Annotated in this window: 21 protein-coding genes and 1 pseudogene; 15 read left to right on the top strand and 7 right to left on the bottom strand. The window is 47.9% G+C overall.

All coding sequences use genetic code 11. From position 1 onward, the window contains the following. A pseudogene (locus tag NC996_RS23820) lies at window positions 1–122 on the bottom strand (photosystem II D2 protein (photosystem q(a) protein)); the annotation flags it as partial. A gap of 436 nt (window positions 123–558) precedes the next feature. Here NC996_RS23820 and NC996_RS23815 point away from each other — a divergent pair. The 3 genes from NC996_RS23815 (at window position 559) to NC996_RS23805 (ending at window position 3,139) form a co-directional block, all read left to right on the top strand. After that, window positions 559–1,125 (top strand): photosystem I assembly protein Ycf4, encoded by a 567-nt coding sequence (locus NC996_RS23815; protein ID WP_190414475.1) that lies wholly within the window; start codon window positions 559–561, stop codon window positions 1,123–1,125. 75 nt (window positions 1,126–1,200) lie between these two features. Beyond that, entirely contained in the window at window positions 1,201–1,953 is a 753-nt protein-coding gene (locus tag NC996_RS23810) for a peptidylprolyl isomerase (RefSeq protein WP_190688665.1), read from the top strand. Window positions 1,954–1,978: 25 nt separating this feature from the next. Further along, a complete protein-coding gene (locus tag NC996_RS23805) occupies window positions 1,979–3,139 on the top strand; it encodes a beta-ketoacyl-ACP synthase (protein WP_190688662.1) in 1,161 nt (386 codons plus the stop codon). A gap of 134 nt (window positions 3,140–3,273) precedes the next feature. Here the strand turns inward: NC996_RS23805 and NC996_RS23800 are convergent, their stop codons facing one another. Further along, on the bottom strand, window positions 3,274–4,059 hold the full coding sequence (locus tag NC996_RS23800) for an RNA polymerase sigma factor SigF (protein WP_190414495.1): 786 nt from the start codon (window positions 4,057–4,059) through the stop codon (window positions 3,274–3,276). A gap of 328 nt (window positions 4,060–4,387) precedes the next feature. Here NC996_RS23800 and NC996_RS23795 point away from each other — a divergent pair, with 328 nt between their 5' ends. From NC996_RS23795 to NC996_RS23765, 7 genes are all read left to right on the top strand, one after another. Further along, window positions 4,388–5,116: a Bax inhibitor-1 family protein gene (locus NC996_RS23795; RefSeq protein WP_190688659.1), complete on the top strand. Its 729-nt coding sequence runs from the start codon at window positions 4,388–4,390 to the stop codon at window positions 5,114–5,116. 408 nt (window positions 5,117–5,524) lie between these two features. Continuing rightward, a protein-coding gene (gene prfB / locus NC996_RS23790; protein WP_190688679.1) for a peptide chain release factor 2 occupies window positions 5,525–6,632 on the top strand; the annotation gives its coding sequence in 2 pieces (ribosomal slippage) (window positions 5,525–5,596 and window positions 5,598–6,632; 1,107 coding nt in all). Window positions 6,633–6,935: 303 nt separating this feature from the next. After that, window positions 6,936–7,097, top strand: coding sequence for a DUF3285 domain-containing protein (locus tag NC996_RS23785; RefSeq protein ID WP_347275892.1), 162 nt, complete (start codon window positions 6,936–6,938; stop codon window positions 7,095–7,097). Window positions 7,098–7,119: 22 nt separating this feature from the next. Then, window positions 7,120–7,626: an rRNA maturation RNase YbeY gene (ybeY, locus tag NC996_RS23780; protein WP_190688676.1), complete on the top strand. Its 507-nt coding sequence runs from the start codon at window positions 7,120–7,122 to the stop codon at window positions 7,624–7,626. A 116-nt stretch (window positions 7,627–7,742) separates the two neighbouring features. Then, on the top strand, window positions 7,743–8,195 hold the full coding sequence (locus NC996_RS23775; protein WP_190414492.1) for a diacylglycerol kinase family protein: 453 nt from the start codon (window positions 7,743–7,745) through the stop codon (window positions 8,193–8,195). A 50-nt stretch (window positions 8,196–8,245) separates the two neighbouring features. Continuing rightward, window positions 8,246–8,833, top strand: a complete 588-nt coding sequence (locus NC996_RS23770) for an aminodeoxychorismate/anthranilate synthase component II (protein WP_190414470.1) — start codon at window positions 8,246–8,248, stop codon at window positions 8,831–8,833. 91 nt (window positions 8,834–8,924) lie between these two features. Continuing rightward, window positions 8,925–9,704, top strand: a complete 780-nt coding sequence (locus NC996_RS23765) for an MBL fold metallo-hydrolase (RefSeq protein WP_190688656.1) — start codon at window positions 8,925–8,927, stop codon at window positions 9,702–9,704. Window positions 9,705–9,754: 50 nt separating this feature from the next. Here the strand turns inward: NC996_RS23765 and NC996_RS23760 are convergent, their stop codons facing one another. Continuing rightward, the gene (locus NC996_RS23760; RefSeq protein WP_190414468.1) at window positions 9,755–11,092 is read right to left on the bottom strand and encodes an adenylate/guanylate cyclase domain-containing protein; all 1,338 of its coding nucleotides are present in this window, start codon (window positions 11,090–11,092) and stop codon (window positions 9,755–9,757) included. 80 nt (window positions 11,093–11,172) lie between these two features. Further along, a complete protein-coding gene (locus NC996_RS23755; protein ID WP_190688654.1) occupies window positions 11,173–11,715 on the bottom strand; it encodes a carboxymuconolactone decarboxylase family protein in 543 nt (180 codons plus the stop codon). A gap of 317 nt (window positions 11,716–12,032) precedes the next feature. Between NC996_RS23755 and NC996_RS23750 the strand changes: the two genes are divergently transcribed. Both NC996_RS23750 and NC996_RS23745 read left to right on the top strand, forming a co-directional pair. Further along, window positions 12,033–13,322, top strand: a complete 1,290-nt coding sequence (locus NC996_RS23750) for an aminopeptidase P N-terminal domain-containing protein (RefSeq protein WP_190688651.1) — start codon at window positions 12,033–12,035, stop codon at window positions 13,320–13,322. A 234-nt stretch (window positions 13,323–13,556) separates the two neighbouring features. Continuing rightward, window positions 13,557–15,164: a peptide ligase PGM1-related protein gene (locus NC996_RS23745; RefSeq protein ID WP_190430613.1), complete on the top strand. Its 1,608-nt coding sequence runs from the start codon at window positions 13,557–13,559 to the stop codon at window positions 15,162–15,164. Between the two features lie 263 nt (window positions 15,165–15,427). Here the strand turns inward: NC996_RS23745 and NC996_RS23740 are convergent, their stop codons facing one another. Both NC996_RS23740 and NC996_RS23735 read right to left on the bottom strand, forming a co-directional pair. Continuing rightward, the gene (locus NC996_RS23740) at window positions 15,428–16,348 is read right to left on the bottom strand and encodes a histone deacetylase (RefSeq protein WP_190688673.1); all 921 of its coding nucleotides are present in this window, start codon (window positions 16,346–16,348) and stop codon (window positions 15,428–15,430) included. A gap of 75 nt (window positions 16,349–16,423) precedes the next feature. Further along, window positions 16,424–16,642, bottom strand: coding sequence for a hypothetical protein (locus NC996_RS23735; protein WP_190526198.1), 219 nt, complete (start codon window positions 16,640–16,642; stop codon window positions 16,424–16,426). Window positions 16,643–16,937: 295 nt separating this feature from the next. Between NC996_RS23735 and NC996_RS23730 the strand changes: the two genes are divergently transcribed. The 3 genes from NC996_RS23730 to lnt all read left to right on the top strand — a co-directional run bounded on the left by NC996_RS23730 (window position 16,938) and on the right by lnt (window position 22,808). Further along, complete coding sequence (locus NC996_RS23730; protein ID WP_339380449.1) at window positions 16,938–18,236, top strand: chloride channel protein; 1,299 nt, start codon at window positions 16,938–16,940, stop codon at window positions 18,234–18,236. Window positions 18,237–18,477: 241 nt separating this feature from the next. After that, on the top strand, window positions 18,478–21,060 hold the full coding sequence (gene gyrA, locus NC996_RS23725) for a DNA gyrase subunit A (RefSeq protein ID WP_190688649.1): 2,583 nt from the start codon (window positions 18,478–18,480) through the stop codon (window positions 21,058–21,060). A 23-nt stretch (window positions 21,061–21,083) separates the two neighbouring features. Next, window positions 21,084–22,808 carry an apolipoprotein N-acyltransferase gene (lnt, locus tag NC996_RS23720; protein WP_190688646.1) on the top strand — a complete coding sequence of 575 codons (1,725 nt, stop codon included), beginning with the start codon at window positions 21,084–21,086 and terminating at the stop codon, window positions 22,806–22,808. Between the two features lie 213 nt (window positions 22,809–23,021). Here the strand turns inward: lnt and NC996_RS23715 are convergent, their stop codons facing one another. Beyond that, entirely contained in the window at window positions 23,022–23,855 is an 834-nt protein-coding gene (locus NC996_RS23715; protein WP_242030467.1) for a DUF4142 domain-containing protein, read from the bottom strand. Window positions 23,856–23,920 lie beyond the last annotated feature (65 nt).

Here is a 23,920-nt window from a genome sequence, read left to right as displayed (position 1 = left end):
GCGCAGGGGAATAGCAGTAGGCCGGACCAGCCGACAAATACGAAGCGATCGCGCTTGAGCCAGTCGTCAATGGCGTCAAACCACCCTCTTGAACTTGGCGCGCGTCCGACTGCAATGGTCATTTCAAATCCTCTTACTATTGCGTCAAATCGTCTGAACTTGAGCAATTAACATTATTTATTTGACACGACCCACGTCAGACAGTAGTGGGATATTTTGGAGAAGTTTGCCGGGTTCTGTCTTCAATAGACACACTCGCTTGATTCCCCTGCGTGTCAATTTCCACTAACCTGTCGCCCTGATACCGGGTTTCAGGCTACTGTTATTTGGGAATGGGGCGCTTTTTGTCCCCAAAGTAAAACCCTAGGGTTCTAGCACGTGTCCTCTATGATAAGAAAATATCAGAATTTTTACAATCTGACACGTACTTCTCATTAATCTCTAGCTCAGTTAGATTGCTAAATCAATAGCATAAATCCCTGGGAAGCTAGATAATCTGAATCAGTCCGATCTTAAAAATTTTCCTTAACAACTTTGGCGAACACAGAGTTTTCTTTCATGGCTGCACCGACAACATCTACAAGTAACCGCGTTCTCCGTCAAGAGGTTTTAGGCTCTCGTCGTTTGAGTAACTATTGGTGGGCAACCGTAGTCTCCTTGGGAGCTACAGGCTTTTTATTGGCCGGAATTTCAAGTTACCTAAAAGTTAATCTTCTCCCTTTTGCTGACCCCACCAAGTTACTTTTTATCCCTCAAGGGATAGTCATGGGACTTTACGGGTTAGCCGGGTTACTCGTAGCGCTCTATCTATGGATGATGATTCTTTTAGACGTAGGGGGCGGTTACAACGAGTTTAATCAAGAAACCGGATATATTCGGATTTTTAGATGGGGCTTTCTCGGCAAAAACCGCCAAATTGAAGTCGGCTGTCGCATACAAGATGTCCAAGCGATTCGGGTGGAAATTAAAGAAGGTCTCAACCCACGCCGGTCGATTTATCTGCGCGTCAAAGGACGCCGCGATATTCCCCTGACGCGAGTTGGGGAACCTCTACCCTTGTCAGAGCTGGAAAATCAGGGTGCCCAACTGGCTCGCTTCTTGGAAGTGCCCATTGAAGGTCTCTAACAATTCTTGGTTGAGCCTCCCAATATCTGCATAAGATGATTCAGTAGCTCTGGCTACCAATTAGGTGAAATGAAAATGCAGATACAAATCCGGCACTGGTTTATATTACTTTTTGCGATCGCAGGACTGATGTTGGGGGGATGTACCACCGAGCAGGCTACTTCCTCGGATACCAGCCCCTCAGCAACTGCAACAACCTCAGCATCTGCCACTCCAGCGAGTAGTCCCAAAACAAGCAGTTTGCCCCGCCTAGAAGGTAAAGCCACCGTAGACATGACGGTTAAAGGCTCGCTAATTACGATTGAAGTCGATGGCACTAATGCCCCGATTACATCTGGGAATTTCGTCGATTTAGTTCAAAGAGGTGTCTATAACGGACTGGTCTTTCACCGCGTAGTGCGGCAACCGCAACCCTTTGTTGCTCAGGGTGGCGATCCGCAAAGTAAAGACCCGAATGTGCCCACAGAACGTCTGGGGATGGGTGGTTTTATCGATCCAGCGACGGGTCAAGCGCGTTACATTCCCCTCGAAATTAAGCCCAAAGGGGCGGAAAAACCCGTTCTCAGCGAAACGCTCAAAAGTGCGGGTGTTTCTCAACCCCCGCAGTTGCGACATACTCGTGGCGCTGTCGCAATGGCTCGCTCATCTTTACCCGACTCGGCTTCGTCGCAGTTTTACATTGCTTTAGCCGATTTGCCGTTCTTGGATGGTGACTATGCTGTTTTTGGCTATGTAACCAAAGGGATGGAGGTCGTTGACAAGATTCAGCAGGGCGATCGCATTGAATCGGCTAAGGTGACCAAAGGTGCGGAAAATCTCAAGAAATAGCAATTGGCGATTCGCTGGGTAATCGGTGGAGATTGTCGTTACTGGGATTGGTTTAGTCTCGGCTTTGGGTAACAGCTTGCAGACGAGCTGGCAACGTTTAATCGCCGGTCAATCTGGCATTCAGTTGCATCAACCCTTTCCAGAACTTGCCCCCCGACCCTTAGGATTGATAGGGAAACAACCCGCTGAGTTAGCAACCCTGACTCAGCGGGTTGTCGCTATGGCGCTGGAAGATGCTGGTTTAGTTTCGCCTTTGCCCGATTGTGGAGTCGTCATTGGTTCGAGTCGCTCTTATCAGGCATCTTGGGAGAAATTGGCGCGGGAGTTCTATCGGGATGCCGAACCAGTAAAATCGCCGCGATACAAACACCTGCCAACCCAGGCTTTTTTGGAGACGCTGCCCCACATGAATGCGATCGCAGCCGCTCGTCAAATCGGGGCAACTGGGTCAGTCTTGGCACCAATGGCGGCTTGTGCAACTGGAATTTGGGCGATCGCGCAAGCAGCGTCGCTCTTGGAAACTGGGCACTGTCAGCAAGTCATTGCTGGAGCCGTGGAATCATCGATTACACCGCTGACCCTGGCAGGGTTTCAGCAGATGGGCGCTTTAGCTCAAACGGGCGCTTATCCTTTTGATCGGCGGCGGGAAGGCTTAGCCTTGGGAGAGGGGGGAGCCGTCTTGGTACTGGAATCCGCAGAATTGGCAAAGCGTCGCTCAGCACGGATTTATGGTCAAGTGCTGGGATTTGGCTTGACATCGGACGCTTATCATACGAATACCCCTGAGCCAGGAAGTCGGAGTGCGATCGCAGCCGTCAAGCAATGTTGCGATCGCAGCAACCTTTTGCCTGCGGACATCCATTACATCCACGCTCACGGTACCGCTACCCAGCTCAACGACCAAAATGAGGCGCACTTAATTCAGTATCTCTTTCCCCAAACGGTGCCAGTCAGTTCTACTAAAGGAGCCACAGGTCATACATTGGGAGCATCTGGAGCCTTAGGTGTCGCTTTCTCCCTAATGGCATTGAAGCATCAAATCTTGCCACCGTGTGTGGGGTTAAAGGAACCAGAATTTGATTTAGATTTAGTTAAAGTCCCGCGTCAAGGTGAAATTAAACAGGTGCTTTGTTTCAGCTTTGGTTTCGGAGGGCAGAATGCAGTGGTAGCTTTGGGGAAAATGTAGCCGAACGCCTTCAGGCGTTATGCCACCTAAAAAAATAGAGTGGTATATACCACTCTACAAACTCTCTACTAATTTTTAACTGGCGACTACTTCCCAAACAAGCTGTCTTGCTTGTAATTCTTTCCAGGAAGCCTTTAACTAGCCAAACGCTCGGTTGATTGAGGTTGCAACAGCGATACCAACTGCTCAACTCCTCTTTGAAGATGCCGTGTCACCGTCATCGGGCTGACACCAATTCGCTTAGCCGCTTCTTTCCGAGGAAGATCTCGTACCAACACCAACTCAATTGCTGCTTGAGTTTTGTTGTCCAAATAACTCATTGCCCCTTCCAGCTCTTGCCGTTCTTCTTCTTGACTTTGCCAAGATTGATAGCGAGGGTCAGGGAGTGTTTCCGCCAACGTCACCTGAAAGTCAGACTGCTCAAAAACGACACTATCTAAACTTAATGGTCGGCAGTTTTGAGCCGCAACCTTGCTTTCACTCCACTCTTCTAGAGATACTTTAATTGCTTGGGCAATTTCAGCTTCTTTTGGCGATCGCCCTAAAGTTTGTGCCAACTCTTTTCGCGCCTTTTGTCCTTCCTGCTGGATTTCCTGCCACCGACGAGGCATTTTCATTACGCCGCTTCTGTCGCGTAAATAATGCAGCATCTCGCCGCGAATGTAAGGAACCGCAAAGGAACTAAAAGCATAACCTTGATGGGGATTGAATCGCTCAATCGCCCGAATCAAACCGAGATAGCCGAGTTGTTCCAAATCTTCATAAGGTTCCGCACACTGATAGCTGACTCGATGAGCCATCTTCCGAACCAGTCCAGCATTCAACTGCACCAGTTGATTGCGAACTTCAACTGATGGATTTTTATAGTAAGCAATCAAAAGTTCCATCGAATCGGAGCTGCAAGAAGATTGAGTCGCCATTGTCAAAGCCTCTGTAAAACCACCCCGTTTGGGAGATTGGGAAATCGCTATCTCTTCATTTCGTCTAACTGAATTCATTTTCTGTATAGGCGCTTTCAACAACCATCGTTGGAATACGGAACTCACAGAGAGCCTCTCCCGGAATGTCAGCATATATACGTAAGTTGCAGTTTGATGTAGCCAAAAACTAATCCTTACTTCAAAAACAAACCGTAAGCGTTTGCTTCGTGAAACCCACCCTTTTAAGGACTCCGGCTCTACGTCACAATTGAATTAGACTGGCGATCGCATAAATGTAAATGACTCGTAATATTTCTGAGGAAGCTTCATGAGTAACACCAGTAACTTCCGTCAAGCGATGCGTGAGGCTAAAAATCACGCACTCGTTGGCCCCAACGTTATTGCCAACGCCCTCCCCTACGTCGGCGGTGGCCTTGTCTTAACTGCACTTGGCACCTACGGGGGTCTTGGCGTTCTCCGTTCCAACCCAGGGCTATTCATGCCAACCTTCTGGGTTGCCCTGATTGCAGAATTTGCCCTTTTCTTCGTTGCCCAAAACGTTGCCATTAATGGCAAGAAAAGCGTTGCTCTGCCCCTTCTGGCTACCTACAGTCTGTTGTCGGGCTATACCCTGAGCGGATTGATATTCGTGGCTCTGAGGACACCAGGGGTCGGTGTGGCAGGAATTGGTTTTGCCGCCCTCGGCTGTGGCGTTACCTTTATTGCTGCACGACAGATTGGCTCCAATCTGTCGGAGCAAGACGGCATGGCTCTCACTAAAACAGTACAGCTAGGTATTATTGCCCTAGTTGTGGTGCTAGTGGGTCAGCTGCTGTTGTCTTTGTTTGGTGTCTATACACCCACTTGGCTAGAAATTGCCATTTCTGGAATTGGCGTGTTTTTGTTTGCCGGTGCTGCTGTGGTAGATTTCTATATCCTGCCCCGCGCTTACCGCGATGACCAATATCTGCCTGCTGCTTTGTCGATGTATCTGACTTACATCAATTTGTTCATTTTCATTCTGCGGTTGCTGAACGCGCTCAATAGCCGCGACTAACAGGCAAAAGTTTCATTAAGCGCACACATCTTGAAGCCGTGGTTTCCCACGGCTTTTTTTGGGACTGGACATTTAGCAAGAAACTTAGATAAATTTGATTGCAGTGCAATATGAGCAGCGATCAAGAAAAAGCGCTAAAGCAATGCTGGAAATCATAGACATCCAACGTGAAGTAGAAACGTTGTCTTAGCATCTGGATCAAGATCAAGACTATCTTTAACTTTCAGCAGTTACTCCACAAATTCAATCTTAATGGGGTAATGGGTAAAAGATAATTGGTAACTTCCCCTGTTCCTCTCCTTCGCTTTCTTTGTTCAGGTCTTAGTGATTGGGAGAGACACTCCAGCTAAGATCGAAAAGAGTGCAACTTTACTACCAAGCGCTCATCGGAAAAAGCTCAAAACAATGATTGAACTCCTAGACATTAAACGCGAAGTCGAAACGTTGTGCGATCGCCTGGGTAAAACCCAGGACTATCTTTGACGTTCCTGCTCTAACTGCCAAAATTCAAGACTTGGAGCAAGTCGCGGCTCAACCGGATTTTTGGGACGACCAAACGAGTGCCCAGAAAACCCTCCAAGAACTCAATGACCTTAAATCCCACTTGGAACAATTTCACCAGTGGAAAAACAGCCTGGAAGACGCTAGGGCGGTTGTGGAACTGCTGGAATTAGAAGCTGACGAGTCACTGCTTTTAGAAGCTGAAAGCAACATTACCAAGCTCAATCAGGAACTTGAGCGATGGGAATTGCAACAGATGCTTTCCGGTACTTATGACCAAAGCGGAGCCGTTTTAACTATTAATGCCGGAGCGGGTGGCACAGACGCCCAAGACTGGGCGGAAATGTTGTTGCGGATGTACACTCGTTGGGCGGAAAACCACGGTTACAAAGTTACCTTAGCGGAAATCTCCAAAGGAGAAGAAGCGGGGCTTAAGTCAGCCACCTTAGAGATTGAAGGGCGTTATGCTTATGGCTACCTGAAGGCAGAAAAAGGAACCCACCGGCTGGTGCGGATATCGCCTTTCAACGCCAACGACAAGCGCCAAACAAGCTTTGCTGGAGTGGAAGTAATGCCAACTCTGGATAGATCCGTGACTCTAGACATTCCAGATAAGGATTTAGAAATCACCACCTCTAGGGCTGGTGGTAAAGGTGGACAAAATGTCAACAAAGTGGAAACAGCGGTGCGGATTGTTCACATTCCCACCGGCATTGCCGTGCGCTGTACTGAAGAGCGAAGTCAGCTGCAAAACAAAGAAAAAGGTCTTGCTATCCTCAAAGCTAAGTTGCTGATTGTCGCCCAAGAGCAACGCGCCAAGGAAATTGCGGACATTCGAGGGGATATGGTAGAGGCAGCTTGGGGCAACCAAATTCGTAACTACGTTTTCCACCCGTACCAGATGGTCAAGGATCTGCGGACAGGTGTGGAAACGACTGCCATTAACGATGTGATGAATGGCGACCTCGATTCGTTCATTGAAGCCTATCTGCGCCAAGAAAATCAGCTTACCTAAAAGCTGCGCCGTTTGGTCTTTAGGGTAGCCTCAGTGAGAGGGTTACTTAGCCACCAAGACACCAAGAAATTAGTAACATCGGGTGGACAAAGGAGCGCTCGCGCAAAAGCGAGCGCTCCTTTGTCCTTTACTTGCTGATTCGGTGATTTGCCATCAATTGCGAAACAAACTGTTACATTGTTGGAAGAAAAGTTTATCCCTGGCTTATCATCAGCTGGAAAAACCACTTTTGAGTCTTCAGTAATTATCCTTATGAGCAACTCCTCTTCAACGCCACAAGCGGCATCACAAACTCCAGAACCCATTTCTGAATCGACACCCGCCTCGACAGAGCCTCAACCCAGCTACGTGAAGCTGGCAATGCGAAACATGGTACGAAAAGGAGGCACTTCGTTAAAACATTTTGCCCTGTCAACCATTGGTCTTGTGGCGCTGCTGATCGGTCTTTCTTACCTGACTCGTTAATCCGGAACACGGTTGTATGGGCATAAACATAGAAGTTAGCATCCAAGACTATTTCTTCTCGTCCAATCCAGCAGATGCCAGTGCCCAAGAAGAAATTTCACCTGAAACTTGGGAAACTTGGTTCCATCGTTGGATGGAAACGCTGCATCTAGATATTCCTCAAGCGGATGCCTATGAACTGAGTTTGCGCCTCACGGACGATAAAGAAATACAAACCCTCAACGCCCAGTATCGTCATCAAAATAAACCGACAGATGTATTAGCTTTTGCATCCTTAGAGGTAGACTGTCCTCAGCCGATGGATTTTTTAGAGGATACACCTCTGTATCTTGGTGATATCGCCATCTCCGTTGAGACTGCGACTCGGCAGGCTCTACAACAGGAACATCCTTTAAAAACGGAGCTAGCCTGGTTAGCGGCTCACGGTTTGCTTCATCTACTCGGCTGGGATCATCCCGATGAAGATAGCCTGACTAAAATGTTGAACCAGCAGGAAACTTTACTCCAGGTTATTGGTCTTACTATCTAGCCTAGCTATACCCAATAGCCTTCATCTGTACTTAGATTCAAGACTTAGATTCAAGTTTCGCCCACGCGCCAGCCGGAGCGATGGTTCATGCCCTTCAGCCCCGTAAAACCCTTGCCATGTCTCAAGAAATTTCCACACCTTCTTTGAACCACTCAGATGTAGTGAAACCAAACCGGGATTTAGCTTGGCGAATTGCGCCGAACTTAATAATTAGTTTTAAATATGCTTGGGCCGGACTTCGATATGCCTTTATTACCCAACGCAACTTTCGCATCCATGTAGTTATAGGCACCCTAGCCATTGGTTTGGGTGTCTTTTTGCAGTTGAAGGCAGTCGAAATGGCGGTGATTGGAATAACAATTGGGCTAGTGTTGGCGCTGGAGTTATTGAATACGGCAATTGAGTCAGTTGTTGACTTAACGGTTAAGCAGGCTTACCATGAGCTTGCCAAAATTGCTAAAGACTGTGCTGCTGGTGCCGTTCTGGTTTCGGCACTCGTGTCAGTATTGGTAGCTGGTTCGCTGCTTTTGCCACCCCTTGTAATTCGGATTCAGTCGATGCTGCGCTAAGTAGTTTTGAGTTTTGAGTTGAAGGCTTCTGACTCACAAGGAGTTTACATTTGATTCTGGTTATTGATAATTACGACAGTTTTACCTATAACTTGGTGCAGTATTTGGGAGAACTTGGCGCTGAACTGCCCGTAGCATCTGAAATTCAGGTGTATCGCAATGACCAAATCTCCCTAGAGCAAATCGAAAAGCTTAAACCCGATGGAATTGTGATTTCGCCGGGACCAGGGCGTCCAGAAGATGCGGGAATTTCCCTGGAGTTAATTCAAAAGATGGGTTCCGGGGTACCCATTTTGGGCGTTTGCCTGGGACATCAAGGCATTGGTCAAGTATTCGGCGGTGAAATTGTTTCTGCACCCATGTTGATGCATGGCAAAACTTCTCCAATTCATCACACAGGTGTCGGCGTATTTCGAGGATTAGACAATCCCTTTACCGCTACCCGGTATCATAGTTTGGTGATTGACCGACACAGCTGCCCAGATGTCCTGGAAATTACGGCTTGGGTAGACGACGGAACCATCATGGGCGTCCGGCATCGGAACTATCCGCATATTGAGGGCGTCCAATTCCATCCGGAGAGTATTCTGACGGCTTCAGGAAAGCAATTGCTGCGAAACTTCCTGGAATCGCTTTAGTGCTAATGGCTAATGGCTAATTGTTCATCGCTCAATTAAGCATTAGCGATTAGCAAAGGACTAATGACTAATGACTGAGGACTAAATTCTGATGAAACGGCGACAGTTGATGCGCTATGCTGGGGCGGGTTTGCTTACAGCATTAGGAACAGGCTTGGCTTCTGGATTTCAGACTTATCAGGCGGCAACACCTGGTGGATCTGTCTCTGTGAAATGGCTGGGGCATACCAGCTTTTTGTTTACTGGAAGTGGTAAACGAGTCTTGGCGAATCCCTTTCAGAAGCTGGGCTGTACGGCTGGGTATCGTTCATCGAAGGTGGCGGCGGATTTAGTGCTAGTCAGCAGCCTATTACTTGATGAAGGGGCGGTGGAAGGGTTGCCAGGGAATCCCCAGTTTTTATATAAACCGGGAGTTTACCAAGTTGACAACCTAAAAATTCAAGGAATGAGCATTAACCACGATCGCAACGGTGGACGCCGATTTGGCACGAACGTGGCTTGGCGTTGGACGCAAGGAGGAATCAATATTCTGCATTTAGGCGGTGCAGCAGCACCGATTGATATTGAGCAAAAAATCCTGATGGGACGTCCCGATGTATTGTTAGTACCCGTAGGCGGAAGTGACAAAGCCTACACGCCTCAGGAAGCCATGCAGGCAGTACAAGTCCTCAATCCCAAATTGGTGATTCCCACGCATTACCGCACCCAAGCCGCCGATGCTGCGAGTTGCGATATTGTCTCCGTGGATGAATTTTTGGCATTGATGGATGGGATGCCGGTGCGTCGGGTCAATAGTGATACTTTGACGGTTAAATCAACGGATTTGCCAGAAAATGGCACTGCGATCGCAGTGATGAGTTATAAGTTTTAAACAATCATGCGTGATGAGTCCCTAGTTATTATTTAGTGAATGGCTAATGACTAATCAGGATGCCCCGATTGGATTGCCGCATAAAGTTGATTAAAATCCTCATTGGGTAACAATCCGGTGGGATCTAGGGAAAAGCATTTTTTGAGGCGGGTGACAAGATACATATCAATGTCACCCTTATTTTTTGCATTGACTTTTCCCCGATATTCACAATCAAAAAAATTTTTCACTAACTCAAACGTGGCTTTTGAAATATTAATGTTGCCACAAACTCCACAGGATTCCATTCTGGAGGCAGTATTAACCGTATCGCCCCAAACATCATAGGAAAATTTATTATGACCAATCGCACCCGCTAGCAAGGGTCCTGAGTGGATGCCGATGCGGACTTCCCAATAGGGATGATTATTTTTGATTTTTTCGAGCCGCCGCCATTGCATAAAGGCTTGAATTTGTAAGGCGGCTAGTACAGCATCAATTGCATGCGTGCGGTTAGGAGTGGGAATTCCTCCAACACACATATAACTGTCACCAATTGTTTTTAATTTCTCTAACTTGTGGGTTTCAATGAGCATATCGAAGCAAGAAAAGCAATAATCTAATTCATTGACTAAATCTTCGGGAGTGAGTTGTTCGGCTAATTGAGTGAAATCTTTAAAGTCGGTAAACAATACTGAGGCAGAGTCATAATGCACGGGTTTAACTCTGCCAGTGCGTTTTAATTCATCGGCTACACGTACAGGAAGTACGTTCAGTAACAGTTGCTCAGATTTGCGTTTTTCTGCCTCTAGTTGGGCATATAGCTGATTTAATTGGGCGAAGCCACTAGCGTTACGAATTGCTGCCGATACTTGCAAGGCTAGTAAATAACTAATGCGTAAATCTTCCAGTGTGTAAGCGTGGGCTTGGGTAGTCGCAAAGTTGATAGTACCAATGACTTGGCGATCGCTCTGTAGGGGGACGAATATTTGGGAAGCATAAGAGTGCAGAAAAACAGATGGAGAGCCTTCTCGAATCAGTTGCGATTGACCTGTTTTCATTGCACGACCTAAAGGGCTGTCCTCTGCGACAATCGTGGCAGTCAACTCTACAGGATCGCCAAATAGGGTTACGAGGCGGCAAGAACTGGTATCGGTGCAGATATAGACACTACAATGCTCGAAATCCAAGAGCCATTTAGCTTGTTTACCAACAACCCGCAAAATCTCGTCTATATCCAGGGTACGGTTAATCGCTGTCGCAATTTCATTGACAGCGGCGATGCGGCTGGAAAGAGCTTGGGCTTCCGCAAGCAGACGGCGGGCTATCAGCAGTAGTGGTTCGCGAGCTTGTTTTTCTAGCTCATTGCTACTATCAAACGGAGGGAAAGAGTCATGGGTATTGCCCATTATTGGGATGATTCTGTTTTTCCTGAAATTTAACGAACGACATTCTCAAGAAAATACGGACTCACGAGAAAACTGGCAATTTACAATTGGTCAATTTCGAGAGCGATCGCATCTGTGTATCGATTTATGCTGGTAAATAAGTCAGCAGTCGCAATAATCTCGAAGATTTCTGAGTCATCTAGCCCCAACTCTCGGAGATTTTGGTAATCTTTTGCGGTCAGTTCCTGGGGTTTAGTCCCGGCAAGTAAGCCAAAACTAATGACTGCTTTTTCGCGCTTGGGGAGGGGACAGGCAGCAAAGTCTGAAACCAATGTCCGGAGAACTTCCTCGCTCATTCCTAGAGCAGATAATCCATGCAAGTGAACGTTGAGGGCATAGGGGCTGTTGTGAGCTTGAGAGATGGCAACTCCCACCATTTCCTTCAGGGTGCGGGGCACATCTCCTTGCAGGATGGTAGCGCGGAATTTTTTCCAATTCGCTTCCAGCACACCGGGATTTATCGCCATTGATTTGAAAATGTTGGGAATGATGCCAAACCCTAATTCAGACAAAATTTCGTTATATACTGTTTTGACCTTTAAATCTGTGACTTCATCTTGTTCTTGAAGGGGGAAGCGAGTCATAGTTGCCTCTATCATTCGTTTGTAAAATTGCTAAGCGAGATGGAAGCGGTTTTTTTGTTATCTGAAATATTTTTGTTCTCATTTAATAGATGCAAGAGTCGATCGGGAGTATCGTTCCGTCGAATCCAGTCATTAGCGATCGCGCAGCCAATCCCCTGAAAAAATCGCTAACGATTCAGAAAATTTTAATTTGAGTTGTATTCGAGTACACCCTATAAAGATTTGTTACCAAATCTCTCATAGTATAACCTTGAAAATATATTGGTCAATTCGACTGACTCGACCACCTAGAAAAACAAAGATACGTAGTTGAGATTATGCAAGCAGAATACGCAGCGCGTCGCGAGCAGTTGATGGCGAAAATTGGCAACGGCACTGCCATCTTTCGGAGTGCCCCAATGGCTGTCATGCACAACGATGTTGAGTACACTTTTCGGCAGGATAGTGATTTTTATTACTTAACTGGATTTAATGAACCAGAGGCGGTGGCAGTTTTAGCGCCCCACCATGCAGAACACCGATTTGTATTGTTTGTCCAGCCGAAGGAACGAGATAAGGAAGTTTGGACAGGATATCGGGTCGGGGTGGAAAAGGCAAAAGAATTCTATGGGGCGGATGAAGCTTACCCGATTGCAGAACTAAATGAGAAACTACCTCAGTATTTAGAAAAAGCCGACCGGATTTATTATCATTTGGGACGCGATCGCGCTTTCAATGAGACTATCCTCACCCACTGGCAGCGGTTGATGGCGGGTTATCCCAAGCGGGGTACGGGACCCATTGCGATTGAAGACACCAATCCGGTGCTTCACGGGATGCGACTGGTGAAGAGTCCAGCCGAGATAGAATTGATGCGTCGTGCGGCTGACATCTCAGCAGAAGCTCACAACTGGGCGCGAGAATTCGCTCAACCGGGGCGTTACGAGTACGAAGTGCAGGCGGAGATAGAACACATCTTCCGAAAACGGGGTGGAATGGGGCCAGCTTATCCCTCAATTGTTGCCTCTGGCGCGAATGCTTGCGTACTGCACTACATTGAGAATAATCGGCAGATGCAGGATAACGAGTTACTGCTAATTGATGCGGGTTGTTGCTACGACTACTACAACGGCGACATCACGCGCACATTTCCGGTCGGGGGCAAGTTTACGACAGAGCAGAAGATACTTTACGACATTGTATTAGAAGCGCAGTTACAGGCGATCGCGCAAGTTCAACCCGGAAATCCCTACAACTTAGGTCACGACACGGCAGTGCGCGTTTTGGTCGAAGGTTTAATCGATGTGGGACTCCTGGCGGGTGATATTGAAGAAATTATCAAAGAGGAGAAATATAAACCCTTTTATATGCACCGCACCGGACATTGGCTGGGTTTAGATGTCCACGATGCTGGTGTTTATAAGCACGGGGAAGAAGTTTGGCAGAGTTTGCAACCCGGTCATGTGCTAACAGTGGAACCGGGTCTATATATTGGACTGGATGTAGAACCAGCCGAGGGGCAACCGGCAATTGATGACAGGTGGCGTGGGATTGGTATCCGCATTGAAGATGATGTGTTAGTTACTGAATCAGGACATGAGGTACTGACGGCGGGGGTTCCCAAGTAGATTGGACTAAACTTTAAACTTCATCAAAATCCCTCATTATCCTCAAATCTACGGGTTTAGTGAGGGTATCTTTTTTTTGGAAACAGCCGAGGCGGAATCTGTTTGTTTGTTTCCAACTCGCGCCATCAGTCAAGCAGAATTACAGTTTTGTGTCGCAAAGCCCATATTTTCCCCCTGATCTGGGTAAAATCGCTGATAGGGGCAGCGTTGGGAGCAAGGCGGAGGTCTATGGTAATGCAAGGTGTAGAGAATTCCTCTAAGCAGGCGGAGCAGTTTCAACTGCTTCAAGCCCAACTGCGCGATCGCTGGCAGGGAGTCGATTTGTTCGACAGCGATGACTACGATATTTTAGTGATTCCTTCGGTCAGCCTCGATCAGCGGGAACTGCTCAAAATTCAGGGCTTTCTCAATTATGAAGAGCGGCTGCTCTTTTCTTTAATTCGCCTGCGACACCCACGCACGCGGCTGATTTATGTAACTTCACAGCCGTTACCGCCGATTGTGATTGATTACTACTTGCAACTGTTGCCGGGAATTCCGTTTTCTCATGCTCGCGATCGCTTGTTACTATTTTCTACCTACGATTCCTCAGCCAAACCTCTCACTCAAAAGATTTTAGAGCGCCCTCGCTTGATGGAGCGGATGCGGCAAGCCTTGCGCCCCGAAAAATCTTACATGATCTGTTACAATTCCACACTCCTAGAGCGAGATTTGGCAGTACAGATGGGCATTCCCCTTCTGGCGCTCGATCCTGATTTACTCACCTGGGGCACCAAAAGCGGCAGCCGGAAAATCTTTGCCGAGTGTGGGGTTCCTCATCCCGATGGCAGCGACAGTGTCTGGAATGCAGAAGACTTGGGTGTAGCAGCAGCCGAATTATGGGAACGCCAACCCCAGTTAAAGCGGATGGTTGTCAAACTCAATGAAGGATTTTCCGGGGAGGGAAATGCGCTACTGGATCTCAGACCGATCAAAAATGTAGCACCCGGAGAAGCCTCCCATGCCGAAAGGGTTGCCGCTATCAGCGATCGCTTTTCCTCCTTAAGCTTTCAAGCCAAAGCAGAAACTTGGGAAAATTTTTCCAGCCGTATCCCAGAGTTAGGGGCAATTGTAGAAGCTTTTATTGAAGGAGAGCATAAGCGATCGCCTAGCGTTCAAGGTCGCATTGACCCCAATGGAGAGGTAGAAATTCTCTCCACGCACGACCAAATTCTGGGTGGCCCAGATGGTCAGATTTATCTCGGTTGCAACTTCCCCGCCGATGAAGCTTACCGCCTGCGCTTGCAGGACTTAGGATTGCGTGTGGGGCGAAACCTGGCAAAAAAAGGAGCTTTAGAACGCTTTGGGGTGGACTTTATCGCCTGTCATCACCCCGAAAAATCTGGCGAGCAGTGGGACATCCAAGCGATTGAAATCAATTTGCGGAAGGGCGGGACGACCCACCCGTTTATGACCCTCAAGTTTTTAACCAACGGTCGCTATGACAGTTCCACGGGTTTGTTCTACAGCCAACAAGGTCGCCCAAAATACTATGTTGCTACCGACAACCTCCAAAAAGAACGTTATGTAGGGCTGTTGCCGAATGATTTGATGGATATTATTGCCCACCAACGACTGCACTTTGATACCAGTACAGAAACCGGAACTGTATTCCATCTCATGGGTTGTCTTTCCGAGTTCGGCAAGCTGGGATTAACCAGTATTGGTGATTCTCTGCAACAGGCAGAAGAAATTTACAACAAAGTTGTGAAAGTCCTAGACGAAGAAACGAAAACTCGCCCTAGTGCTTCTTACTCGGCATCCTATCCCAGTCCTCCGATTGCTTGGAGTGGAAAGAGTTAAAGAGTTTGGAGCTAGCGCAACGCTTGACTGACTCAGATAAAAGTGATGTTAAGCGTTGCAGTGCAAAGCAAGGACTAAGTATATTTCCTTAATGCCATTGAGACTGGAAATAATCACACGAGAATTTCTTTGGGCTGCGCCAGAATAGAAACAACTCTTTTTTCTTGATCGCTAAATAATGGTGCTTTAAACGATTAGTTACTCAGTCCTCACCCTTCAGTCCTGCGTCCTATTTTAAGCGGCAAAAACTGAGCGCCAAAAGCCTATACTAAACATCGCTCAATCGTTGATAGAACAGATCTCGCTAATGATGAGAGGTCATAACCGCCCTCAAGACCAAAAACAATGCGACGAGTTACTTGCAGACAATAATCGGTAAATAACCCATAATCTTGCGGTTGCAGGTTAATACTAGCTAATGGGTCATCTGCATTCGCGTCATAACCGGCACTGACTATCAGCAAATCTGGCTGAAAATTGGTTAAAAAGGGTACAATCTTCTGCTCAAAAAGCGGTTGGTATTCAGTGATTGTGCTGCCAGGAAACATGGGGAAATTCAGCACATTGTTGTGGATACCACGTTCGGAAGCTTGTCCGGTGCCGGGATAGCAAGGAGATTGGTGCAAGGAACAGTAGGCAATTTGAGGGTGGGTTTCTACAATATTTTGCGTACCGTTGCCATGATGAACATCCCAGTCAAGGATGGCAACGCGATTGATGTGGGGTTGTTCGAGGGCATAGTGGGCTGCGATCGCTGCATTGGAAAATAAACAAAACCCCATGCCATAATTGCGTTCTGCATGGTGTCCGGGGGGACGTGCCAGCACAAAAGCTGGGTTATTGGTAGCGAGGACGCGATCTACCCCATCCAGCCACGCGCTGGCTGCAAGCATTGCCACATCGTAACTCCGAGGGGAAACGAGGGTATCGCCACCATCCAAATATCCGCCACCATTCTGGGCAATCTGCCGGACTTTCTCAATGTGTTGTTGAGTGTGGACTTGTTGTAAAATCGGCGCGATCGCACGGTTCTCTACTGGCGTTGGCAGCTGCCATTCAATTTGAGCTGCCCAAGGCGCAGCTTTTAAAGCGTTCACAATTGCCGTCAGGCGTGCGGGTCGTTCTGGGTGGGATCGACCCGTGTCGTGATCGAGAAACTCATCTGAGTAGATTACAGGCAGCATAGTCCGAGAAAGGTTGGCAACACCAGGATCAATCATAGGCAGCATCAATGCTTTCTGGCATTATCTGCACCTTGCTTAATCCCGTTTCAAATCATCCCTCAAATCTTCACCTTCGTTGTACATTTGAGGTGCCACCGCCGGGTTATTCTTCAGTTCACCTGGCTCTACATTCAACAGAGTTTCGTTGATTGACGGAGGCTGTTTGATCTTAGCGATCGCTTCTTTCACTTCTGGGTCTAGTGCTTCTTCTTGTTCGTTCATCTCTTCATCTTGAGAAACTTGTTCAGCGCTCATATATATTTACCCAAATAGGTTTAACTGTCCGTGACTCAGCTTAAACTCCTCCGTGGGGAGACATACACTGTCTTGAGGCTTAAATTTTAAAATGCCGTCTGCCTTATCCGTCCTCTCTCGCTTCTCCTGGATCATCCAACAGAAACTTATCGCGTAGATAAGTTGTTCATAACTAACCTCAAAATTTTGTATCTTATGATTCAATTTATGAATAAAAAAGTATAACTTTTACGCCCGATTGCGGAGTCTGGGCGGAGGAGAAAACTCTTTTACCTGCAATAGCGAGGAAATAGCAGTGTCACCAAAAAAGCCCAACCCCCCCGATCGCACTCAACGCTGGAGATTTCCTCAACTTTTTGGCTTGGCAAAGCGAAATCCTCTGATGATTTCACGCTGGGTCTTACGCTGGACGGTTCTCGGTACTGCTTGTGGCTTATTCGCTGGGTTGTACTGGAACGTTCTGGAGTTCTTGATTCACATCCTTAACCGGGTTGAAGGGCCGACTCTACTGCTGGTGATGCCACTTGCCGGGTTGCTAATCGGCTTGGTGATTTATTTTCTAGGGAATCCCGGTGAAATTGCCGTACTTGTTGATAATATCCACTTTCGCGGCGGACGCCTGGATGCGACCAAAAATCCCTCGATGATTCTGGCGTCCCTATTGAGCATCTCGGCTGGGGGCAGTGCTGGCCCAGAAGCACCGCTGGTACAAGTCACTGGCTCCTTGGGAACTTGGGTCGCTGACCGCTTGAATTTGCAGGGGGAAGACCTGCGATCGATGAGTTTAGCGGCGATGGCGGCGGGCTTCACTGCTTTATTTGGCGCACCTCTGGGCGGTGCCATGTTCGCCTTAGAGATTTTGCACCATCAACACGTTTTGGAGTATTACGAAGCAATCCTGCCAGCGATTGTGGCGAGTTGCGCGAGTTATCTAGTTTTTGCGGCAATTACCAAACTGGGGATTGCCCCAACTTGGCATTTTCCCCAGTACACCCTCGACAACATTGATGATTTTGCGATGGCGATCCTGTACGGAGTGATTGGAGCCATAGCCGGATGGCTGTTCATGAGCATTTTTCGAGGATGCGATCGCCTTTTGGCTCGAATTCCCGGCCCCATTTATGTGCGGACGACTTTTGCGGGGTTAGGATTAGGCCTTTTGGCGACTCTTTTCCCCCTCACCCGTTATTTTGGACACGAAGAGTTAGCAGAAGTCCTTGAGCATGATTTTTCAATGGCTTTCTTGTTAACGCTAGCAATTGCAAAAATGGTGGCGATTTCCATCACAGTCACGGGTGGTTGGCGGGGTGGGTTTATTATCCCGATCTTTTTCACGGGTGCTTGTATCGGCAAAGCGATCGCCCTGTTGATTCCGGGACTGAATCCTGCCCTTGCCATGATTTGCGTCATGGCGGCTTTTAATGCATCGGTAACGCGGACGCCCGTAAGTACAACTTTACTGTTGACAAAACTAACGAACATCAGTCCGTTAACGCCTGTCTTGTTTGCCAGTTTGATTGGCTTTTTTCTAGCTCCCAAAGCACCTCTGATTACGGCTCAACTCAAAACGCAGCAAGAAGCGATCGCTGAGTAACCAAAGTCAGTTAAAAGATTATTAATTCTGGATGGTTTGGGGCGAATAGCAAAACGCATTACTAGCCACAAACGATTCGCCATTAATCATTAGGAATTAAGCCGGAACTAACGACCCAGAAAGACCAAAATGTGATAAAATTTTAATAGAATTTGTCATTATTTGGAATTAAGGCGGAATTTATTGCAAGCCTTTGCATATTATCTGCCATTTTTCTATACTTTTGGAGCTTTTTCACAGTATGACCACTTCCCCGGAGCGGATTATCCCCACGGATTTAGGGAGCGAGATGTCCCGGTCTTACCTGGAATACGCGATGAGCGTAATTGTTGGTAGGGCACTCCCAGACGCTAGGGATGGTCTGAAACCTGTACACCGGCGGATTCTCTACGCCATGAATGAGCTGGGTCTTACCCACGATCGACCTTTCCGCAAATGTGCCCGTGTGGTGGGGGAAGTGCTGGGTAAATACCATCCTCACGGTGATACAGCGGTATACGACGCCCTAGTGCGGATGGCGCAGGATTTTTCCATGCGCGACCCGCTGATTAACGGACACGGCAACTTCGGCTCGGTGGACAACGATCCACCAGCGGCAATGCGATACACCGAATGCCGCTTGCAAGCCCTCACAGGGGTTGCCCTCCTCCAGGATATTGAAGCGGAAACAGTAGATTTTGGGGATAACTTCGATGGTTCCCAGCAAGAACCGCTGGTATTACCCGCACGCATTCCCCAGATGTTGCTCAATGGTTCTTCCGGGATTGCCGTGGGAATGGCAACGAACATTCCCCCGCATAATCTGGGAGAGTTAATCTCTGGATTGATCGCCTTGATCCACAATCCAGAAATTACTGACCTGGAGTTGATGCAGTATATTCCTGGCCCAGACTTTCCTACAGGCGGACAAATTCTGGGAGTTTCTGGGATTAAGGAAGCTTATACGACTGGACGCGGCTCGATTACGATGCGGGGCGTTGCCCAAATAGAAACCATTGAACATCGGGGGCGTCCTGACCGGGAAGCAATCATTATCACTCAGTTGCCTTACCAAACGAATAAGGCGGCGCTGATTGAGAAAATTGCCGAAATGGTGAATGAGAAGCGGTTAGAGGGAATTGCCGATATTCGGGATGAAAGCGATCGCGATGGCATGCGGATTGTCGTAGAACTCCGGCGAGACGCTTATCCCCGCGTTGTCTTGAATAACCTCTACAAGCAAACGCCCATCCAAGCAAACTTTGGGGCGAATATGCTGGCGCTGGTAAATGGGGAACCCCAGTTACTCAGTCTCAAGAAATTCCTCACCGTTTTCCTAGATTTCCGGATTGAGTGCATCACCCGTCGCACCCGCTACGAATTGAGGAAAGCAGAAGAGCGAGACCATATGCTGCAAGGGCTGCTGATTGCCCTGTTGCACCTGGATGCGATGATTGAGCTAATCCGCAGAGCCGCCGACACCCCAACCGCCAAAGCGGAAATGATGGAGACTTACGGGTTGTCTGAGTCGCAAGCGGATGCGATTTTGCAGATGCAGTTGCGACGACTGACAGCACTGGAAGCAGAAAAAATTCGCTTAGAACACGAAGAGTTACAAGCGCAAATTGCCGATTTGCAGGATATTTTGGCGAACAAAAGTCGCATCCTGGAAATCATTGAAAATGAAGTGACGCAAATCAAAACCACCTTCGCAACACCGCGACGAACCACTATCGAACACGCGGAAGGTGAGATTGATGACACCGATTTAATTGCCAACGAAAAAGCCTTAATTCTGCTAACAGAGCAGGGTTATATCAAACGGATGCCAGTCAATACCTTCGAGGCGCAAAGTCGCAATACGAGAGGGAAGAAAGGCACTGGCATGAAAGAGGATGATGGCGTTGAGCATTTCCTCACCTGCTGCGACCACGATAGCGTTCTATTTTTTAGCGATCGCGGTGTCGTTTACTGCCTCAAGGCGTACCAAATCCCAGCTTCGTCTCGCACGGCGCGGGGTATCCCGATTGTGCAAATGCTGCCCATCCCGCGAGACGAAAAAATCACCTCCATCGTGCCGGTTACAGAGTTTACCAGCGATGAATATCTGGTGATGCTGACCAAGGGTGGTTACATCAAAAAGACAGAACTGTCTGCTTTCGGCAATATTCGGGCAAATGGCTTGATTGCGATTTCCCTGGAAGAAGGCGACCAGTTGCGGTGGGTGCGAAGAGCGAGAGCCGATGATAGCATCATCATCGGATCGCGACAAGGAATGGCAATTCACTTTAGAACCAATCACGAGCAACTGCGTCCCCTCGGTCGCGCCACGCGAGGCGTCCGGGCAATGGCTCTCCGCAATGCGGATGAACTGATTAGCATGGATATCTTGCCAAGTCAAGTGGTTGCGAAGATCGTCGAGAGTGAGGAGTCGGAAGCATCGGAAGCATTGGAAGCAACCAGTGAAGACGCCCCCATCACCAATGGTCAAGGGCCGTGGGTGTTAGCGATTACAATGGGTGGATACGGTAAGCGAATCCCGGTTTCTCAATTCCGCCTGCAAAATCGAGCCGGGATGGGGTTAGTCGCGACGAAGTTCCGGAAGCCGAAGGATCGACTCGCAGCATTGCGGGTAATCAATGAAGGCGATGAGCTAATGATGGTGACGAACCGAGGCATTATCATCCGTCAAGCAACCGATGCGATTTCCCTGCAATCCCGGATGGCAACTGGAGTCCGGGTGCAACGCCTGGATGAAGATGATGCGATCGCTGCTGTTGCCTTAGTACCCCCCTCGACTGACTCGACTGACTCGACTGATGATGAGGAAGAAGTAGAGAATTAAAAATTAAAAATGCAAAATTAAAAATGAAGAAACTACCTTTTTTAATTTTTAATTCTGCATTTTTAATTTCTCTGGTAGGTGGCATCTTGATGGGGGTGACAACAGCTCCTATCCAAGCATGGCCCCTAGCTTGGATTGCCTTAGCCCCTCTGTGGATTTTAATCCTTAAAAAGGGAGAATTGAAGCTTAAAAAAGGAGGAGAAACTTCTTCATTTTTTAGTTTTAATTCTCCCTTTTTAATTGGTTTGGCGTGGGGGATTGGCTATCACGGCGTTGCCTTATCTTGGATTACCGGGATTCACCCGATGACGTGGTTAGGGGTTCCCTGGCTGGCAAGTTTAGCGATCGCATTCTTTTGTTGGACTTTCATCACCCTTTGGGGAGCCGTATTAGTTGCCATTTGGGCGGCTGCTATGGCAATTTTAAATAATTTTCAAAACTCAAAACTCAAAACTCAAAACTTAAAACTTAAAACTCTAATTCGCGTTTTAATTGGCGTTGCTCTGTGGTGCGGACTAGAAAGCCTTTGGGGTTCTGGATCGCTATGGTGGACTTCCCTTTCTTATACCCAAAGTCCTCACAACCTCGCCATTCTACACCTTGGTCAAATCTCTGGTCCTAACACAGTAACCGCAGCAATTGTAGCGGTTAATTGCTTAATTGCCGAAGCATGGATTAACCGCAAACAATACACAAGACAAATAGAAGAAACTAATTCTTCTCCCTCTTCCTTCGTATCCTTTTCGCCTAAAGCCCTAACGCGCATGGCTTCGCTAAGGCGGTTCGTTCTCCATCCTGGTTATTTAAGCATTGCGGCTGGATTATTAATCGCGTTACATCTCCTCGGATTTGGACTGTATAGCCGTCCCTTGATTCAACCTCCACAAACTGCTTTAAAAGTAGGAATTATTCAAGGAAATATTCCCAATAAACTCAAATTCGATCCGATTGGTTGGCGTCGCGCCATCGAAGGCTATACCAGTGGCTACAAAACTTTAGCCGCTGAAGGAGTTGATGCTGTTTTAATCCCAGAAACAGCATTCCCCGTCCAATGGACGGAACCGAGTTGGATTCGAGATTCTTTCTTACAAGCAATTTTGGATAAAGATGTCGTTGCTTGGATAGGAACCTTTGGGGAAGCGGGAAATGATTATACAAATAGTCTTTATACGATTACGGGTACTGGTGAAACTTTTAGCCGCTACGACAAGACTAAGCTAGTGCCTTTAGGAGAATTTATTCCCTTTGAAAAAGTTTTAGGGAAACTAATTGATAAACTTTCTCCTCTCGATGCTCACTTAATTCCTGGCAAAACAAATCAAATATTTGATACACCCTTTGGGCGTGCCATTGTGGGAATTTGCTATGATTCTGCCTTTCCCGAACTGTTCCGGCGTCAGGCGGCTGCGGGTGGGCAATTTATTCTTACAGCCTCTAACGATGCCCATTACACCTCATCAATGATGGCTCAACATCACGCTCAAGATTTAATGCGGGCAATTGAAAGCGATCGCTGGGCTGTCCGCGCTACGAATACTGGATTTTCTGGCGTGATAGATCCTCACGGGAGAACCTTGTGGATATCTAAAATGAATACTTACCAGCTACACGTAGCCACAATTTATCGACGACAAACACAGACTTTATATGTGCGTTGGGGCGATTGGTTAACACCCGTTTTGTTGGTGTTGGGAGCGATCGCTTGGTTCTTCACTATCTTCTGGCGAGATAATCAGCGTGGAAGATGATGGCAACCCTACCGCTACCCGTTTATTTTTCGCTTAGTGTAGTCATAAAGAATAGCGATCGCTCCCTCCGTTAAAACCATCTTGGGATGGTAGATTAAATAACCTTGTTTGTAGAGACGCGATTCATCGCGTCTCTACAAACAAGAGCGATCGCACTCTCCCGTAGGAAAATGCGATCGCTCTATAGTATTGCCCGATGTTACTGGTTCAATGTTACTGGTTCATCTGCGTCCCACGGTTCATCTGCATTGGGGTCGTCTGTGTTCCAGGAGTCATCTGTGTCCCAGGAGTTGTCTGCATTCCCCGGTTCATCTGCATATTCGGGGTTGTCTGCGTCCCCTGGTTCATCTGCATCCCCCGGTTCATCTGCGTCCCTCGGTTCATCTGCGTCCCTCGGTTCATCTGCATCCCAGACATTCCAGGCATTCCAGGCATCGCATTGTCTGTCTCAGCCACCCTGGCACCTGTCATCGACGCAGCCATTTCTAAATGACCCTGCACCCTTGGCAAGATTTTGTTAGCAAATGCTTTTAGATCGGGATCTTGTCCCAGTCCAACTTGACGCTGGTACACTGCGGCACTTTCCAAGTGACCGTTCAGCCCGCCCTCCATCATATAGGCTTGGTCGAAGCTCTTTCCAGACAACTGCTGAAGCCGCATCATTGCCGCTTCATACTTTGGCCCCGGAGTGGTTGGAGGCGTGACTCCCTTCTGAGCCGCTAACTGCATCAGCTCTTGGTTCGCCCGTGTATGCTCCTGAATCATCTGCTGCGCGAACTGCTTTACATTCGGGTCGGTTGACTTTTCTAACGCCAGTTGCCCAAGTTGTACTTCTGCCATTCCCCCGTGGGCGGCGTCCATAATAAACTGCCTATCTAGGGCAGTCAACTGGCTGTTGCGTGATGGCGTTGCCTGTCGGTTTGACGGCGTTGCCGGTCGGGTTGATGGCGTTACGGGGCGGGTGGTCTGAGCTACGGCTGAGAAGCCCAGAGACGTAAATAATCCAACTGCTACAAGGGCAGCAGTTGCTGTTGTTCGTTTCATCATGGTTAAATCTCCAGGAAATGCTTTTGTTTGCTAGGGCTGACCGTAGGTTCGTTAGCCAAAAAAGA

The organism is Trichocoleus sp. ST-U2 (assembly GCF_039961875.1).
Lineage (GTDB): Bacteria > Cyanobacteriota > Cyanobacteriia > Cyanobacteriales > FACHB-T130 > FACHB-T130.
This window is presented reverse-complemented; position numbering and strand designations above follow the sequence as displayed.

Coding starts and splice junctions, on each gene's coding strand:
- NC996_RS23815 (WP_190414475.1), top strand. CDS start 559: ATGGCTGCACCGACAACATCTACAAGTAACCGCGTTCTCCGTCAAGAG.
- NC996_RS23810 (WP_190688665.1), top strand. CDS start 1,201: ATGCAGATACAAATCCGGCACTGGTTTATATTACTTTTTGCGATCGCA.
- NC996_RS23800 (WP_190414495.1), bottom strand. CDS start 4,059: ATGGCGACTCAATCTTCTTGCAGCTCCGATTCGATGGAACTTTTGATT.
- NC996_RS23795 (WP_190688659.1), top strand. CDS start 4,388: ATGAGTAACACCAGTAACTTCCGTCAAGCGATGCGTGAGGCTAAAAAT.
- NC996_RS23775 (WP_190414492.1), top strand. CDS start 7,743: ATGTCTCAAGAAATTTCCACACCTTCTTTGAACCACTCAGATGTAGTG.
- NC996_RS23765 (WP_190688656.1), top strand. CDS start 8,925: ATGAAACGGCGACAGTTGATGCGCTATGCTGGGGCGGGTTTGCTTACA.
- NC996_RS23760 (WP_190414468.1), bottom strand. CDS start 11,092: ATGGGCAATACCCATGACTCTTTCCCTCCGTTTGATAGTAGCAATGAG.
- NC996_RS23755 (WP_190688654.1), bottom strand. CDS start 11,715: ATGACTCGCTTCCCCCTTCAAGAACAAGATGAAGTCACAGATTTAAAG.
- NC996_RS23750 (WP_190688651.1), top strand. CDS start 12,033: ATGCAAGCAGAATACGCAGCGCGTCGCGAGCAGTTGATGGCGAAAATT.
- NC996_RS23745 (WP_190430613.1), top strand. CDS start 13,557: ATGCAAGGTGTAGAGAATTCCTCTAAGCAGGCGGAGCAGTTTCAACTG.
- NC996_RS23740 (WP_190688673.1), bottom strand. CDS start 16,348: ATGCTGCCTGTAATCTACTCAGATGAGTTTCTCGATCACGACACGGGT.
- NC996_RS23735 (WP_190526198.1), bottom strand. CDS start 16,642: ATGAGCGCTGAACAAGTTTCTCAAGATGAAGAGATGAACGAACAAGAA.
- gyrA (WP_190688649.1), top strand. CDS start 18,478: ATGACCACTTCCCCGGAGCGGATTATCCCCACGGATTTAGGGAGCGAG.
- lnt (WP_190688646.1), top strand. CDS start 21,084: ATGAAGAAACTACCTTTTTTAATTTTTAATTCTGCATTTTTAATTTCT.
- NC996_RS23715 (WP_242030467.1), bottom strand. CDS start 23,855: ATGATGAAACGAACAACAGCAACTGCTGCCCTTGTAGCAGTTGGATTA.